Source organism: Ruegeria sp. THAF57, assembly GCF_903914075.1.
In the GTDB taxonomy this organism is placed as follows: Bacteria; Pseudomonadota; Alphaproteobacteria; order Rhodobacterales; family Rhodobacteraceae; genus Ruegeria.
On sequence record NZ_CAIWNQ010000004.1, the window covers coordinates 33543 to 49096 of the forward strand.

Genomic DNA, 15554 nt, shown 5'->3' on the forward strand with positions numbered 1-15554 from the left:
CGATGGCGCAGAATTTTTCATTGAAAGATCAGCTGTTTAATGCAGAAAAGACCCGCTATCTGGCGGGGCTTTTCGCGGCGGCCGACCCCGGTTTCGATACGGATGCGTTTCAAGCAAAGGTCATGTCTCGCCTGCCTGATCTTGAGTTGAAGGAGCGTATGGCGTGGATCGCCACGTGCCTGCAGCAGGCTGTTCCCGGTGATCTGCCGCACGTTGCGCCGACGTTGCTGGCTGCCTTGCCACCCCCGTTAGACCCGACCAAGACAGATGATGACTTCGGGGACTTCATCTTTGCGCCTTTGGGCGATTGGGTTGTGGACGTTGGGTTGGACCATCCCGATCTGGCGCTGGACGTGATCGAAGAATTGACGCAGAGATTTTCGATGGAATGGGCCATTCGCCCATTCCTGAACCACCATCCTGATAAGGTGATGGCGCGTTTGGAAGATTGGTGCGATCACGACAGCTATCACGTGCGCAGACTGGTTAGCGAAGGAACGCGACCAAGGCTGCCGTGGGGGCAGGCGGTCGGGCTGAACCTGACTGATCCGTTACCATTGCTGGACCGGCTGCACGCGGACAGGACCCGTTACGTGACGCGCTCGGTCGCCAATCATCTGAATGATATCACAAAGAAGGACCCCGAACTGGTTCTGAGCCGCTTGCAAAGCTGGTCGCAGGACGCGCATCAAGACGCTGACGAATTGCGATGGATGACAACGCACACTTTGCGCGGGCTAGTCAAATCGGGCCATCCCAAGGCCATGAAGATGCTGGGCTTTGACCCAGAAGCCGAGGTTTCGGTAAACATAGCTGTTCTTGGTGAGGCCAGGATTGGCGGGGCGTTGGAGTTTGATGTGGCTTTGACCGGAGAGGGCGACCAACCCGTTTTGGTGGACTATATTGTTCACTTTCAAAGGCCTGGGGGAAAAACTTCAGCCAAGGTGCATAAGCTCAAGCAATCGGCATTGCGCGACGGGGCGTTAAAACTGGGAAAGAAGCACAAGCTCAAAGCCGATGCGACAACCTTTAAGCTGGTCCCCGGCGCACACCGGTTGGAAATTCAGGTAAATGGTCGGGTGCGCGCGGGCATCGATTTCGAACTGCTGGGTTGAAGCGGGCAACTCACAGTTCTGTTAAATGTCGGAGGCTTGGATTGCACCTGACAGCGCTCTGATCTAGCTGATGTCTGTCGCGAAACAGAGGGAAGCTCGGGATGAAGCATGAGTCGGTGCAGAATTACTATGGCGAAGTCTTGCAAGGCAGTTCAGACCTGCAGACCAACGCATGTTGCACGCCGGATGACATGCCGGATCACGTAAAGAAAATTCTTTTGCAAATTCATGACAATGTGCTGACCCGATACTATGGATGCGGGCTGATCGCGCCGCTGGATCTTGAGGGGATGAGCATTCTCGATTTGGGTTGCGGGGCCGGGCGCGATGTCTACGCTCTGTCCGCGATGGTCGGCGAAAATGGCCGCGTGGTTGGTGTGGATATGACGCCCGAGCAACTGGACGTCGCCCGCGCGCATCAGGATTATCACGCACAGGCGTTCGGCCATGGCGCGTCGAATGTTGAATTCCATCACGGCTATATCGAAAAACTGGACGAACTGGATCTTGAGCCCGGCTCGTTCGACATCATCGTTTCGAACTGCGTGATCAATCTGGCCACAGACAAAGAGGCGGTTTTGCGCGGGGCGCACCGCCTGCTGAAAGAAGGCGGCGAGATGTATTTCTCGGACGTCTACGCCGATCGACGGGTGCCCCAGGTTATGGCCGAGGATGAGGTTCTGTACGGTGAATGCCTCTCCGGGGCGCTGTATTGGAATGATTTCCTGTCGATCTCGCGCAAGGCAGGTTTTGGCGACCCACGCCGTGTGACTCACCGACCGCTGACCATTGAAAACCCGGTTCTGGAGGAGCGCGTGGCGCCGTTGAAGTTCCTGTCCGCGACGTATCGTCTGTTCAAGCTGCCAGAGCTGGAACCGGCTTGCGAGGATTACGGGCAGGCGGTGATCTACAAGGGCACCATCCCTCACGCTCCGCATCTGTTTGAGTTGGATGACCATCATGCGATTGAAACTGGCAAGGTCTTTCCGGTTTGCGGTAATACGTGGATGATGTTGAAAGACACACGATTTGCCCGGCATTTCGACTTTGTCGGCGATTTCTCGACCCATTATGGCATTTTCGAAGGGTGTGGCGGCGAAAGCCCGTTTGAAGCCGCCGGAGAAGCTCTGTCCGGTGGGTGTTGCTGATCCCTTGCGCCTGAGGGGCGGGGTTGCTATCCCCGCCCAAGTCCGATGGAATTGATCGGGAAAGGCAACGGGGTCCATCGGTGACAGTAGACGCAACTCCTCCACGTCTGGAAATTCGCAATCTGGTCGCGCGCTATGAAGGGCGGGTTGTGGTTGACGATGTCTCGCTGACCGTTCAGGCGGGGCAGGTCACCTGTCTGCTGGGGCCGTCAGGTTGTGGCAAGTCGACGACGTTGCGGATGATCGCCGGGGTCGACATGCAGGAATCCGGTGAGATTTACGTCGACGGGAAACTGATTTGCGACACCGTGTTTCGCGTGCCTCCGGAACGCCGCGAAATTGGGTTGATGTTTCAGGACTTTGCCCTGTTTCCCCATCTCAGCGTGGCGGACAACGTCGCTTTTGGCTTGAAAGGGCGCAAGGACGAAAAACGCGCCCGCGTCGAAGAACTGCTGCGCAAGGTCGACATGATGCGGTTCATCGACGATTTTCCGCATCATCTGTCAGGGGGTGAGCAGCAAAGGGTGGCATTGGCGCGTGCTCTGGCACCACGCCCGCGTATCATGTTGATGGATGAACCCTTTTCGGGGCTGGACAATCGGCTGCGCGATGGCATCCGGGATGAAACGCTTGCGATCCTCAAGCAGGAAGACGCGGCTGTGGTTCTGGTCACCCATGAACCCGAAGAGGCCATGCGCATGGCAGACGAAATCGCGTTGATGCGACGGGGCAAGATCGTTCAGCAAGGCGCGCCCTATAACGTCTATACGCGCCCGGCTGATAAGGCGGCCGTGGCCTTTTTTAGCGATCTCAATACTTTAAGGTCGCAAGTGAATGGGGCCTTGGCGGACACGCCGTTTGGGCAGTTTCTGGCACCCGGCGTCGCTGATGGCACGAATGTCGAGATCGTTTTCCGCCCTCAGCACGTTCGCTTGGACTTTGATCGCAACGGCAAAGGGCCACTTCCAACGGCGACAGATGGTGTCGCGGCCCGAGGCGTGGTCGAGCGTTCGCGGTTTCTGGGTAACGAAAGCCTTGTTGAGTTTCGCATGGATCATGACGGTTCGATCCTGAAAGCGACGGTACCCAACGTCTTTGTGCCCCAGCCGGGGCGCGTTATGTGGCTGACGGTGCGCCGGGACCGCTGCTTCGTTTTCCCCGAGTGACGCCTGTAACCACAGTTTAGGGCCAAGTGGTGCGCGAAAGCCGCAGATTGCGTGCGCGGGTCGCTTGCCGCCGCGCAGGGGCGGGTCTATCAAGGAAAAAACGCAGGGACGGATGGGGCATATGCGTATTCTTCTGACCAACGATGATGGAATAAACGCTCCGGGGCTTATCGCGCTCGAGGCGATTGCCGCAGAACTTGCAGGGCCGGATGGGGAGGTTTGGGTCGTCGCGCCGGCATTCGAACAATCCGGCGTTGGTCACTGCATCAGCTATACGCATCCGATGATGATGGCCCAGTTGGGTGAACGTCGGTTTGCGGCTGAAGGGTCGCCAGCCGATTGCGTGCTGGCTGGCTTGCACGACGTGATGAAGGATGCGCCGCCGGATTTGGTTTTGTCGGGTGTGAATCGTGGAAACAACTCGGCCGAAAACACGCTGTATTCTGGAACCGTGGGCGGCGCGATGGAAGCCGCCTTACAAGGTATCCCAGCGATCGCGTTGTCGCAGTATTTCGGCCCGCGCAACCTTGGGCTGGACGATCCCTTTGAGACAGCAACCCGGCACGGCGCCGACCTTGTGCGGAAAATTCTGGATGCTACCCCAGCAGAACAGGGCGATTACCGGCTGTTTTATAACGTGAATTTCCCTCCGGTTCCTGCGGATGAAGTGCTAGGTACTCGGATCGCGCCGCAAGGGTTCCGCCGGGATACACATTTCTCGGTCGAACCTCATAGCTCTCCTTCGGGGCGGCGCTTTTTGTGGATCAAAGGGGGCTATCAGCACAACCCGACCGCGCCCGGAACGGACGCCGCAGTAAATCTGGCCGGTTATATTTCGGTTACGCCGATGCGCGCGGACCTGACCGCGCATGACACGCTTGAGGCATTGAAGTCGATCGAATGAGCGGACCAAGCGCAGAAACCATTATGCAATTTCTATTTGCCCTGCGCTCGCGCGGGGTGACGGATGCACGTGTTCTGGCCGCGATGGAGCAGATTGATCGTGGAAAGTTCGTCAAAGGCCTGTTTTCTGAGCGTGCCTATGAAGACACGCCGTTGCCGATTGCCTGTGGTCAAACAATAAGTCAGCCGTCAGTAGTTGGGCTTATGACGCAGGCGCTGGACGTGCGGCCGCGCGATACCGTTTTGGAAATCGGCACAGGGTCAGGATATCAGGCCGCCGTCCTGTCCAAGCTGGCGCGCCGGGTTTACACCGTCGAGCGTCACAAGCGGCTGGTCCGCGAAACCGGGGAGTTGTTCCGCGATATGGGGCTGACCAACGTGACAGCAATGCTGTCGGATGGATCCTTTGGCCTGCCGGAGCAGGCGCCGTTCGACCGCATCATTGTGACGGCGGCGGCGGAAGACCCTCCCGGGCCGCTCTTGGCGCAGCTCAAAATCGGCGGTATCATGGTTTTACCGGTGGGGCAGTCGGATGCGGTTCAGACGTTGATCCGCGTACGGCGAACCGAGACCGGCCTGGACTATGATGAATTGTTGCCCGTTCGTTTCGTGCCTCTGCTAGAGGGGTTGGGAAAAGAAGGGGCGTAAAGGATTACTTTGCAATTACACCGGAACCCCGGCCAACAGGGGCAGGTGATGAGGACAGCAAAATGAGAGCAGTTTCCAAGTCAGCGATACGACGCTGCGCAACCGGAGCCGCGGCTCTGGCCCTTTTGGCGGGATGTGAAGGCCCGCTCGACTATGATCTGCGCGGGCAGGTCGGCGGGTTTTCGACAACCGATGCGGCGCAATCCGCGACGACAAGCCGTCCGGCGCCGGATGCACGCGGCGTGATCAGCTATCCAACATATCAGGTGGCCATAGCGCGCCGTGGTGACACGGTGAGGGATGTTGCCGCGCGGGTCGGGTTGCCTGAGGGCGAGCTTGCCACCTTCAACGGCCTCAAGCCGACGGACACACTGCGTGATGGCGAGGTTGTCGCCCTGCCTCGGACGGTGGGTGCCGCAAGTACGGTGGATATCGCCACGATCGCCGGAACGGCTATTGACGACGCGCCGACGGATGGGTCTGTTCGAACGTCGACTCTGGAGCCTGCGCAACCTGCCGCGGCACCAGCCCCGGCCCCAGAAACTGCTGGCCCAGAACCGATCCGGCACAAGGTCAAGCGGGGTGAAACAGCCTTTACGATCTCAAGGCTTTATGATGTGCCGGTGGACGCGCTTGCCGATTGGAACGGCTTGGATTCAGACTTTACCGTGCGTGAGGGGCAGTTCCTGCTGATCCCGATCAAAAGCCAACCTGCGCCGCAACAGGTAAGCCAACCGGCAACCAATGTCACGCAGCCGGGGCAGGGGTCTCCGACGCCCACTCCGCCAAGCGCGACGCAACCTTTGCCGGAAGAAGTGATCGCGCCAGCAAAGCCTGCACCTGATGTCACGGCCGAAGCCCCAACCAACCAGAGTAACTCCCTGTTGGGTCTGCCCGTCACGGGGACGATTATCCGTACCTATAACAAGGGAAAGAACGAGGGCATTGATATCGCGGCGGCACCGGGAACTGCGGTGAAAGCCGCCGAAGCCGGTACGGTGGCCGCGATCACCGCAGACGCTGATCAGGTGCCGATCATCGTGGTGAAGCACAAGAACGACTTGCTGACCGTTTATGCAAATGTTGAAAACATTACGGTGAAAAAGGGTGATCGCGTACGCCGGGGCGAAAAGATTGCTGCATTGCGTGGCGGCGACAATGCCTATGTCCATTTCGAGGTTCGGAAAGGGTTCGAAGCCGTCGATCCGGAACCATACCTGAACTAAAGAGAATGGCCCTGATCGGGCCATACCTACGGTGGGGATATTTTTAGCCAGATGAAGCGCGGATCACGCTTCGGGGTCGTAGTCGCACAGTCTTTTGCCGGGTTCGTCGGCAAATATCTCTGGCAAGGGGTGAACGGATTCGATCAGGTCTACGCGGAAGACGCGGAAGGCTGCTCGTACTTCGCACCATGCTGTCAGGGTCCAGACGCGGCCCCAGTACTCCATATGCAGGGGGCGGATCGTGCGGTCGGTCAGCGCGCCGTCGATGCGGCGGTAGGACAGGTGGAGCTTTTGGCGCGACTTGATGGCGGATCGGATTGGCGCCATATGCGCTAGCCCGCGCGCGGCATCGGCAAAGGGATAAACGGCGAATTTCCAGGCGTCGGCCTCGGCCACGACCTGTGTGGGCAATACGGCATCAATCTTGTCGGCCAGCGTTTCGGCGGCGGCTTTCAGATCCGGGTCGGCGGCTTCGGCCACGATCGCCATGCCAAGGTTCAGTGCTTCAAGCTCGGCCGGGGTCAGGTTCAGGGGGGGCAGGGTGATCTGTTCGCGCACCATGTAGCCTACGCCGCGTTCTCCCTCGACCGGGACGCCCGAAGCGACCAGAGTATCCATGTCGCGATAGATCGTGCGAACCGACACCTCAAGCCGGTCCGCAATGTCCTGCGCGCGGTGCAGTTTGCCGTCGCGCAGAATCTGGATGATGTCGAACAGGCGGTCAGTGCGGCGCATGACACGCCGTTCCGACCGCGATCAGACGGTCATGTTCCATAGCACATTCTCATGGCGCATCTGGAGGCTTTCCGGATTGATCGCAGCCATCAGATCTGCGCAAAAGTCCTGCTGCGGGAATTGCGCGGCGGCGTCTTTGGCCGCTTTCATATCCGTCCAGACAACGTAGTCGGTCCAGCGGCCATCCTCGCCCTGACTTAAGTGTCGGTGGGTGAAGCCGGGGGCAGACCGAACAAAGCCTTCGGAGGCCTGGCTGAGTTTCACAAACTCTTCCGGCGTGGTGCCATTGGCGAGGCTGAAGGTGACGATTTCTGCAACATGGGTCATTTGAGTCTCCGTTGACCAGGTTTCGATGTCCTTTGCCTAGTCGACTACAACTGACATAAACCTGTCAGTTGAAAAATGCGAGTCTCAAAAATACGCGTATGGCGATCAAATTTACTGCCCAAATTGCAAGCCTTCACTTTTGCAAACGGGGATCCGGGCGTAGACACGAACTCAGATCACATTCCCGGCGCAGTGCGTCGATGTACAAGGAGATATGACATGCTCAACAATATCGGCCTTCCCGGTCTTCTGCTGATTGCGGTTGTGGTGCTGGTGCTGTTTGGCCGCGGCAAGATCAGCTCGCTCATGGGTGAAGTGGGTAAAGGTATCACTTCGTTCAAAAAGGGCGTCAAAGAAGGCGCGGATGAGTTGGAACAGGACGCGTCCGAGCTGGCAAAGGACGTCACGCCCGAGACTGACAAAGACAAGGCATAAGACCAGATGTTTGATCTGGGCTGGACCGAGCTTCTGGTCATTGGCATCGTGGCCCTGATCGTTGTGGGCCCAAAGGACCTGCCTGTGCTGTTCCGCAATGTTGGCCGTTGGGTCGGCAAGGCACGTGGTATGGCGCGCGAATTCAGCAGTGCGATGAACGAGGCCGCAGATCAGGCTGGTGTCAATGAAATCAAAAAGGGGCTGAACGCGGCGTCCAATCCGGTTGGCACAGCCATGGACGGCGTGAAAGAAGCCGCACAGGAAATGGCCAAGAGCATGGATCCGACCAAGTTCGACCCCGACAGCGAAACCGGCAAACTGGCGGCAGAACGGGCAGAGCAGGCGAAAAAGATTCAGGCCTCGACCGCGCGCGCGGCTGCCGAACGCAAGGCCAAGGAAGCTGCTGAAGCTTTGGCCAAAGCGGAAGAAGCCGAGGCCGCGCTGAATACCGAAAGCAAGACATGACCAAGACCGACGAGATCGAGGACAGCTCGGCCCCATTGATCGAGCATCTGGCGGAGCTGCGCACGCGGCTCATTCACTGCGTCGTGGCGTTTCTGATTGGTATGATCATCTGCTTTACGGTGGCCACCCCGCTATTCAACTTCCTGACACGGCCCTTGTGTGACGTTCTGGCCGAACGCGGGCAAGATTGCGGGCTGATCTTCATCTCGCCGCAGGAAGGTTTCTTTGTGGCCATCAAGGTCTCGCTGCTTGGCGGGTTCATTCTCGCGTTCCCCTATATCGGGATGCAGATGTGGCGGTTCGTTGCTCCGGGGTTGTATAAATCCGAAAAGAACGCGTTCCTGCCGTTCATGCTGGCCTCGCCCTTCATGTTCCTGCTGGGTGCAAGTTTTGCCTTCTACGTCGTTACGCCGTTGGCCTATGACTTCTTCCTTGGGTTCCAGCAGTTCGGGGCCGAAGGTGAGGCAGTGACCGAAGGAGCAACTGCCGCCCCACTGAGCGTGGTTTTCCAAGGCTCGGCGCAGGAGTATCTGAATCTGACGATCAAGTTCATTGTGGCCTTTGGCCTGTGCTTTCAACTGCCGGTTCTGCTGACCCTGATGGGGAAGGCGGGACTGGTGACGGCCGAAGGTCTGGGATCAGTCCGCAAATACGCCGTGGTCGCCATTCTGGTGCTGGCCGCGCTGGTGACTCCGCCGGACGTGATCACTCAGGTCATTTTGTTTGTGGTGGTCTACGGGCTGTATGAAATCTCGATCTTCCTCGTCGCCCGCGTCGAGAAAAAGCGCGAGGAACAGCTGCGCGCCGATGGCTATTACGATGATGATGAAGAAGAGGCGGATGCCGAGATCATTCGCGACGAAGACGGTAAATAACCGCACTTTGAGCTGAAAATCAGGCGCGCCACCGCTGGGCGCGCCTTTTTCTTTTCTGGACCTTGTTGCGCAAGCCAGAACATGGTTTGAAATCCCGACGACAAGACCGGAGGCCTCCATGGACGACCAAGCCCTGAACCGCATTGCTGACGCTCTGGAACGGATGGCCCCAGCACCCTTGGCCGCACCTGATTTCAGTGCGGCCCCAGCCTTTGTCTGGAATGTGGACCCCGACTGGCTTGAGCCGGTGACCAAGGTCAACCGGGTTGATCTGGACCTACTGGTTGGGATCAACCGGTCCCGAGACACGCTGCTGGACAACACGCGGCGTTTTGCATCCGGATTCAAAGCCAACAATGCGCTTCTGTGGGGAGCGCGCGGGATGGGAAAATCCAGCCTTGTCAAAGCGGTCCACGGCACCTTGCAATCCGACCATCCCAACCTGAAATTGGTGGAACTCCAGCGCGAGGATATGAGCTCGGTCGCGCGCCTGCTGAACCATTTGCGCGCCGCGCCGTACCGGTTCATCCTGTTCTGTGACGATCTCTCGTTCAGCCATGATGATCAGCATTACAAGTCGCTCAAGGCCGTGTTGGATGGCGGCATCGAAGGCCGCCCGGAAAACGTTGTTTTCTATGCTACTTCGAACCGCCGCCACCTGATGCCACGGGACATGATCGAAAACGAACGCTCCAGCGCCATCAACCCGTCCGAGGCGGTCGAGGAAAAGGTCTCACTGTCGGATCGCTTCGGGCTGTGGCTGGGCTTCCACCCCTGTGATCAGGACGAATACCTCGCCATGATCGACCGCTATTGCACCGCCTACGGAGTCTCGGTCGACGCAGACACCTTACGCGCCGAAGCGATCGAATGGCAGGCCACACGTGGCGCGCGCTCGGGCCGCGTGGCGTGGCAATTTTTCGTCGATCTGGCAGGGCGCACCGGCACCCACATAGGCTGATCCGCCCGCTTCATCTGGCTGAAAATATCCCCGCCAGAGGCATGGCCCGAAAGGGCCATTCCTAGAGCAGAGCCAATATCCGCGCGGCTTCGTCTGCCGTGGGTGTCAGCGCGGCGCGATCCTCACCGGGGTGGAATCTGGCCCGAACCGCCGTTGGCATTGGCGCGGGCTCAACGATGGAAACGCGTGGACCGGTGCGTTCGGTTTCGGCTGCCCAACTACGCGCCAACGCGATCTGGGCCGCTTTGGTCGCACCATAGATACCATAGAATTTCTGGCCCGCCTTTGGATCGTCGAAAAACACGGCATGCCCGGTTTCACCCAACAAAGGAGCCACGTATGGGATCAGTATGGACGTCGCCGTCGCGTTGATGCTTGCGGCCTTTGTCCATTCTTTGGGATCTACAAAATGAACGGGTGTCAGCGCCGAGGTGTGGATAGCAGTATGCGCCCACAAGTCCACCTTGCCCCAACGGTCATGGATGCTGCGGCACAGGGTGGCCATTGCGTTTGGATCGGCGATATCCATGGGGGCCAGCGTCGCTGAGCCACCTTTGGCCTGAATGCGGTCGTCCAGTTCTTCCAACCCGCCGGTCGTGCGGGCGACGGCAACAATGTGATACTCCGGCGCGAGGGCCTCGGCTAAAGCAGCACCCAGGCCGCGCGAGGCCCCGGTGATAAGGGCGATTTTGGTCTGATCGGTCATGGATGCGGTTTGGACCCCTGGGCGCAAAGCGTCAAGACAGGATTAGCTGCCGGGGATGGCGATCCGCTTGGTTTGGCCGCTTTGTCGCAGCATCACTCCCTCGTCATCAATGGCGACCACGGTGCCCGAAGCAATACGGCTACCCGGTTTGACCTCTTTCACGCGGCCTGATGACAAGCGCACCAAAGCACGCATATCGGCTTTGGAGCCAAAAATTCCAAGTAAGGAAACTGAGTTCTTTTTTAACGCGCCCTTCTGCGTGGCAGCGCTTTTGACGGTGGCGTTTGACATGAACTGCGGCCGGGGCGCATGACCCCAACCCCTTATGTTGAGTGGTTGGTGACAGGGGGCTATCAAAGGCGCGGCCGGAACAAAAGATGCGGTTGTCAGGCCGTTCCGTCACATCCCAGGCCGGCCTAGCGAACCCATTGCGAATGCGCCTCCTTCGCCAGAGGGTTGTGCGCGGAAATCAACCAATCGTTCCCTCGATGGGCACCAAAAATGGCCCGATCGCCTAAGCAATGCGGGCCATTGTCACAACTGATTCGCGATGTAGCTCTTAGCCAGAGGCCAGCTTGGCCGCGTTCCACGACCCGCCCGGTATCTGCATGTCCTCGCGCTTTTTGCTGACCCGAGTGCTGTTTTCCAGCGTGTCTAAATAGTCTTCGCTGACGCTGCCGGTGATGTACTTGCCGTCAAAGCATGAACAGTCAAATGCTTCGATCTCGGGGTTGCCTTCCTTCGCCGCCCAGATCAGGTCGTCGAGGTGCTGATAGAACAAAGCGTCTGCACCCAACTCCTGCCGAATTTCTTCGATCTCTTTACCGTTGGCGATCAATTCATGCTTGGTGGGCATGTCGATCCCATAGACGTTGGGGTATTTCACCGGAGGCGAGGCGCTGGCGATATAGACCTTCTTCGCACCGGCCTCACGGCACATCTGTACGATCTTTTTAATCGTGTTGCCGCGCACGATGGAGTCGTCGATCAGCAGCACGTTGTGCCCATCGAATTCCAGCGGTACAGCGTTCAGCTTGCGGCGCACGGATTTCTGACGCTCTTCCTGACCGGGCATGATGAAAGTACGCCCGACATAGCGGTTTTTCACCAAACCTTCGCGATAGGGAATACCAGTGATTTTCGCAGCCTCAAGCGCGACAGGGCGGGCGCTGTCGGGAACCGGGATGATCCGGTCAATCTCAAGCCCTGAGTCCTGAATTTGTTTGGCCAGAGTCTGCCCCATGCGCATCTGGGTTTTGTAAACCGATACGCCGTCCAGCAACGAATCCGGACGAGCAAGGTACACATATTCAAAGATACAGGGCGTCAACTTGCCTTCGACGGCCTGAAACTCGTGTTTGTTTCCGTCAAGGTCGATCAAGATCGCTTCGCCTGGACGCAGGTCACGCAACTTGCTGAACCCGTTGATCCCAAAAGCAACATCTTCCGAGGCAAAGGCATAGTCATCCCCGTTGCCACCTTCCTTGCGGATCGCAACGGACAGCGGGCGGATGCCATGCGGGTCACGAAACGCCAACATGCCGACCCCGGCGATCAGGCAAATGACGGAATAAGCGCCCTGAACACGCTCCATCGTCATCTTCACACCGGCGAAGATGTTGCGGATTGGATCCGCATTGCCGTTAACTTTGATGGCATCGGCCACTTTGTCGGCCAAAACGTTCAGCAAAATCTCGGAATCTGATGTCGTGCGCAGGTGGCGGCTGTACTTGCCCGTTACCTTTGCACGCTGTTGGGCGGTATTGGTGATGTTGCCGTTGTGGACCAGATAGATGCCGTAGGGTGCGTTCACGAAGAATGGCTGCGCCTCAGACGCGCTGAGCGACCCGGCGGTCGGATAACGGACGTGGCCAATCCCGACCTTGCCCAGCAGGGTTTCCGCGTCCTTGGCGTTGAACACGTCCTTGACCAAACCGTTGGCCTTTTTCTCGCGAAAGAACTCTCCGGTATAGGTGACGATCCCCGAGGCATCCTGACCCCGGTGCTGCAACATCAGCAGCCCGTCATAGATTTCCGCAAACACATCATGCGTTCTGCTTGCGATCCCCAAAATCCCACACATGTACGGGCTCCAATTTCTATGACGTTTTGACGTGCGACGCGGTTTGGAACGGGCGCATGGGAGTATCTATGCTTTGTGATGCCCGACCAATCCAAGGGTCAGACGCGCCCGCGTCATGAAGGGTTGGCGCGAAGAAAAACAGATACAGCAAGATCGGTGGCTCCGATTCCATGTCAGTTCGGCTCTCACATAATGCCTTACGGTGCCGGTGTCATCAAAGGATCACATTTGCGATTTGACGCAGGTGGATTTTGTCACAATGCGCATCAAAAGGTGACGTGCGGTGCGGCTTATGCTGTCAATTCCGCAAGAATGATTGTCTGATAAAGAAAAATATCGGGCAGGGTTTTGAAACATGTGGCAGCACAAACAAGGACAAAAAAAAGAAGAGCCGTCCAAGCGGCGGTGCCATCGTTGTCGTGGTATGGGGCGCGCCCCTTGCCCGATTTGCAATGGGGCGGGCGAGGTTGTCAAAAGCCGCGATGTCTATGGAAAACCTGTCTACAGCAACTGTACGGGCTGTTTCGGCCTAAAGAACGTCCGCTGTACGGTCTGCGCTGGCGAAGGCTTCACCTGAAGCAAAGCCTTACGGCCAAAGAAAAAGCCCGGTCTGAGCCGGGCTTTTTTGTTATTCGTTCGTTGTTGGTGTCGTCGTTTCTTCGGTCGGAGTAGAGCTTTCGGTGGGGGTTGACCCTTCTGTGCAGCTTGCGACCAGTTCTTCGTATTGCTGGGTGACCCAACCCAAAGCGGCCTCGGGGTTTTGCTCTTCGATCTTTTCCCCGAATTGTTCGAAAACCTTGGCTGAACGGCTCTCATCCACGATGGTATAGGATTGGCCAGTCATGACCGTGTCGTAGACGAAGAACGCGATGGCGACCAACAAGATGCCGCGCGCGATGCCGAAAAAGAACCCAAGTGCCTGATCAAGACCACCCAGCGCCGAGCGTTGCACGACCGAGGAAAACAGGGGCGCAAATATGCTGACCACAATCAAAGCCACTGCAAATACGGCTGCGAACCCGGTTATGACCGACAATTCACAACTGTCGCGCAGGAAATCACCAACGACGGGAATTTCTTTTATCAGCGGCACGACTTGGGGTGCGAAAATAAAGGCAAGAACGGCAGCTGCGACCCAACCCGCAATCGCCAGAACTTCTCTCAAAAGGCCGCGGGAATAGGCCAAAAGGCCCGACACCACGACAATCAGGGCAACCACCCCATCAATAATAGTAAAACCTTCCATGGCCCTCGCCTGTATTTTTTTCAGCCTCTCAAGGCGTTACCTTAACCTGCTCCGAAGGTTTCGCCAACAAACCCTACCAAATCAGAGGGTCGGGTGAGTGTCAGACCTGCCACACTACCTGTTTTGCCACCTGCCGGAGCTATGGCTGATGTGAAACCAAGTTTCTGGGCTTCTTTCAACCTATTTTCGGTTTGAGAGGCTGGCCTAAGTGCCCCGGATAACGAGATTTCTCCGAACACGACCGTGTCTGCGGGCAGGGCAGAGTCCTCGCGCGCGCTGAGCAATGCGGCCGCAACCGCAAGGTCGGCTGCGGGTTCGCTGACTTTCAGGCCGCCAGCCACGTTGAGGTAAACATCCAACCCTGTAAATGGTACTCCGCACCGCGCCTCTAGCACGGCCAGGATCATAGCCAGTCGCCCACTGTCCCAACCTACAACGGTACGCCGCGGCTGAGAATGTGGGGAGGGCGCGACAAGTGCTTGTAATTCAACCAAAACTGGGCGCGTGCCTTCGATCCCCGCGAATACTGCCGAACCGGGGCTGGGTGCGCCACGCTCGGACAAAAACAAGGCAGAAGGGTTCGTGACCTGAGCCAGACCTTTGCCCGTCATTTCAAACACGCCGATCTCATCTGCAGGGCCAAAACGGTTCTTGACCGCGCGCAGGATACGGAACTGATGACCGCGTTCGCCCTCAAAATACAGCACCGTATCGACCATATGTTCGACGACCCGCGGACCTGCGATTTGACCCTCTTTCGTGACGTGGCCGACCATGATGATCGAAATCCCGTGTCGTTTCGCAAACGTGGTCAATTCATGCGCTGCAGCCCTTACTTGTGACACCGAGCCGGGGGCGCTGTCGACATTGTCGGCCCACATGGTCTGAATCGAGTCGATAATGGCAAGGCCGGGCTTTTCAGCCTCGAGCGTGGTCAGGATGTTGCGCAGATTGGTTTCCGCCGCCAGTTGCACCGGTGCGTCTTCTAGCCCAAGGCGACGCGCGCGCATCCGCACCTGTGCGCTGGCTTCTTCGCCGGACACATAGATGGTCTTGACGCCAGCGCGCGAGAACCGGGCGGCAGCCTGCAGCAGCAGGGTCGACTTGCCGATACCGGGATCACCGCCCACCAGCAAAGCCGAGGCCGGAACAAGGCCACCACCCAGAACACGGTCCAGTTCATCAACCCCGCATAGCGTGCGGGGCGGGGGTGTTTCCTCGGTCGACAGGTCCGTGAGTGCGATGGGCTGGCCGCGCTTGCCGCCGAGGGATTTTTTTGCCGGGCCAGCAGAAAGGGGGACATCCTGCGCAATCGTGTTCCATTCGCCGCAACTGTCGCATCGCCCGGACCAACGGGAATGGGTGGCACCACAGGCCGAGCAAGAAAAAGAAGTCGTCTTCGCCATGCCGTCCTTGGTGCCCGAGGACGGTCGGTTCTTCAAGCCCTTATGGGCTTTCCTCTCCGACGGTGGCGGGCTGCGTCCTCAGACCCGACGGGTCATCGTCCACAGCAGG

17 protein-coding genes are annotated in these 15554 nt (G+C 58.1%); 10 read left to right on the top strand and 7 right to left on the bottom strand.

Annotated elements, in window-relative coordinates; all coding sequences use genetic code 11:
- Positions 1 to 2 precede the first annotated feature (2 nt).
- The 6 genes from RUESEDTHA_RS11480 (at position 3) to RUESEDTHA_RS11505 (ending at position 6206) form a co-directional block, all read left to right on the top strand.
- On the top strand, positions 3 to 1115 hold the full coding sequence (locus tag RUESEDTHA_RS11480) for a hypothetical protein (RefSeq protein WP_180886971.1): 1113 nt from the start codon (positions 3 to 5) through the stop codon (positions 1113 to 1115).
- Between the two features lie 101 nt (positions 1116 to 1216).
- Positions 1217 to 2263: a methyltransferase domain-containing protein gene (locus tag RUESEDTHA_RS11485; protein WP_180886972.1), complete on the top strand. Its 1047-nt coding sequence runs from the start codon at positions 1217 to 1219 to the stop codon at positions 2261 to 2263.
- Positions 2264 to 2343: 80 nt separating this feature from the next.
- Positions 2344 to 3429, top strand: a complete 1086-nt coding sequence (locus RUESEDTHA_RS11490; protein ID WP_171121629.1) for an ABC transporter ATP-binding protein — start codon at positions 2344 to 2346, stop codon at positions 3427 to 3429.
- Between the two features lie 121 nt (positions 3430 to 3550).
- On the top strand, positions 3551 to 4333 hold the full coding sequence (surE, locus tag RUESEDTHA_RS11495; protein WP_171134812.1) for a 5'/3'-nucleotidase SurE: 783 nt from the start codon (positions 3551 to 3553) through the stop codon (positions 4331 to 4333).
- A complete protein-coding gene (locus RUESEDTHA_RS11500; RefSeq protein WP_180886974.1) occupies positions 4330 to 4980 on the top strand; it encodes a protein-L-isoaspartate(D-aspartate) O-methyltransferase in 651 nt (216 codons plus the stop codon). The genes surE and RUESEDTHA_RS11500 overlap by 4 nt, the downstream gene beginning before the upstream one ends.
- A 62-nt stretch (positions 4981 to 5042) precedes the next feature.
- Positions 5043 to 6206 (top strand): M23 family metallopeptidase, encoded by a 1164-nt coding sequence (locus RUESEDTHA_RS11505; protein WP_180886976.1) that lies wholly within the window; start codon positions 5043 to 5045, stop codon positions 6204 to 6206.
- A 63-nt stretch (positions 6207 to 6269) separates the two neighbouring features.
- Here RUESEDTHA_RS11505 and RUESEDTHA_RS11510 read toward each other — a convergent pair whose 3' ends face one another.
- Positions 6270 to 6941, bottom strand: a complete 672-nt coding sequence (locus RUESEDTHA_RS11510; protein WP_180886978.1) for a YafY family protein — start codon at positions 6939 to 6941, stop codon at positions 6270 to 6272.
- A 21-nt stretch (positions 6942 to 6962) separates the two neighbouring features.
- Positions 6963 to 7268: a hypothetical protein gene (locus RUESEDTHA_RS11515; RefSeq protein ID WP_180886980.1), complete on the bottom strand. Its 306-nt coding sequence runs from the start codon at positions 7266 to 7268 to the stop codon at positions 6963 to 6965.
- Between the two features lie 219 nt (positions 7269 to 7487).
- On the opposite strand from RUESEDTHA_RS11515, the gene RUESEDTHA_RS11520 reads away from it, so the two are divergent.
- The 4 genes from RUESEDTHA_RS11520 to RUESEDTHA_RS11535 all read left to right on the top strand — a co-directional run bounded on the left by RUESEDTHA_RS11520 (position 7488) and on the right by RUESEDTHA_RS11535 (position 10004).
- Positions 7488 to 7703 carry a twin-arginine translocase TatA/TatE family subunit gene (locus RUESEDTHA_RS11520; RefSeq protein WP_039531114.1) on the top strand — a complete coding sequence of 72 codons (216 nt, stop codon included), beginning with the start codon at positions 7488 to 7490 and terminating at the stop codon, positions 7701 to 7703.
- A 6-nt stretch (positions 7704 to 7709) separates the two neighbouring features.
- Positions 7710 to 8168 carry a Sec-independent protein translocase protein TatB gene (tatB, locus tag RUESEDTHA_RS11525; protein WP_180886982.1) on the top strand — a complete coding sequence of 153 codons (459 nt, stop codon included), beginning with the start codon at positions 7710 to 7712 and terminating at the stop codon, positions 8166 to 8168.
- On the top strand, positions 8165 to 9043 hold the full coding sequence (gene tatC, locus RUESEDTHA_RS11530) for a twin-arginine translocase subunit TatC (protein WP_180886984.1): 879 nt from the start codon (positions 8165 to 8167) through the stop codon (positions 9041 to 9043). Before tatB ends, tatC begins: the two co-directional genes overlap by 4 nt.
- A gap of 118 nt (positions 9044 to 9161) precedes the next feature.
- The gene (locus tag RUESEDTHA_RS11535; protein WP_180886985.1) at positions 9162 to 10004 is read left to right on the top strand and encodes an ATP-binding protein; all 843 of its coding nucleotides are present in this window, start codon (positions 9162 to 9164) and stop codon (positions 10002 to 10004) included.
- A 61-nt stretch (positions 10005 to 10065) separates the two neighbouring features.
- Here RUESEDTHA_RS11535 and RUESEDTHA_RS11540 read toward each other — a convergent pair whose 3' ends face one another.
- From RUESEDTHA_RS11540 to radA, 5 genes are all read right to left on the bottom strand, one after another.
- On the bottom strand, positions 10066 to 10710 hold the full coding sequence (locus RUESEDTHA_RS11540; protein WP_180886987.1) for an SDR family oxidoreductase: 645 nt from the start codon (positions 10708 to 10710) through the stop codon (positions 10066 to 10068).
- A 42-nt stretch (positions 10711 to 10752) separates the two neighbouring features.
- A complete protein-coding gene (locus tag RUESEDTHA_RS11545; protein ID WP_180886989.1) occupies positions 10753 to 11001 on the bottom strand; it encodes a hypothetical protein in 249 nt (82 codons plus the stop codon).
- A 268-nt stretch (positions 11002 to 11269) separates the two neighbouring features.
- Positions 11270 to 12793 carry an amidophosphoribosyltransferase gene (purF, locus tag RUESEDTHA_RS11550; RefSeq protein ID WP_180886990.1) on the bottom strand — a complete coding sequence of 508 codons (1524 nt, stop codon included), beginning with the start codon at positions 12791 to 12793 and terminating at the stop codon, positions 11270 to 11272.
- Positions 12794 to 13421: 628 nt separating this feature from the next.
- Positions 13422 to 14039 carry a CvpA family protein gene (locus RUESEDTHA_RS11555; RefSeq protein ID WP_180886992.1) on the bottom strand — a complete coding sequence of 206 codons (618 nt, stop codon included), beginning with the start codon at positions 14037 to 14039 and terminating at the stop codon, positions 13422 to 13424.
- A gap of 41 nt (positions 14040 to 14080) precedes the next feature.
- Positions 14081 to 15445 carry a DNA repair protein RadA gene (radA, locus tag RUESEDTHA_RS11560; RefSeq protein ID WP_180887302.1) on the bottom strand — a complete coding sequence of 455 codons (1365 nt, stop codon included), beginning with the start codon at positions 15443 to 15445 and terminating at the stop codon, positions 14081 to 14083.
- Positions 15446 to 15554 lie beyond the last annotated feature (109 nt).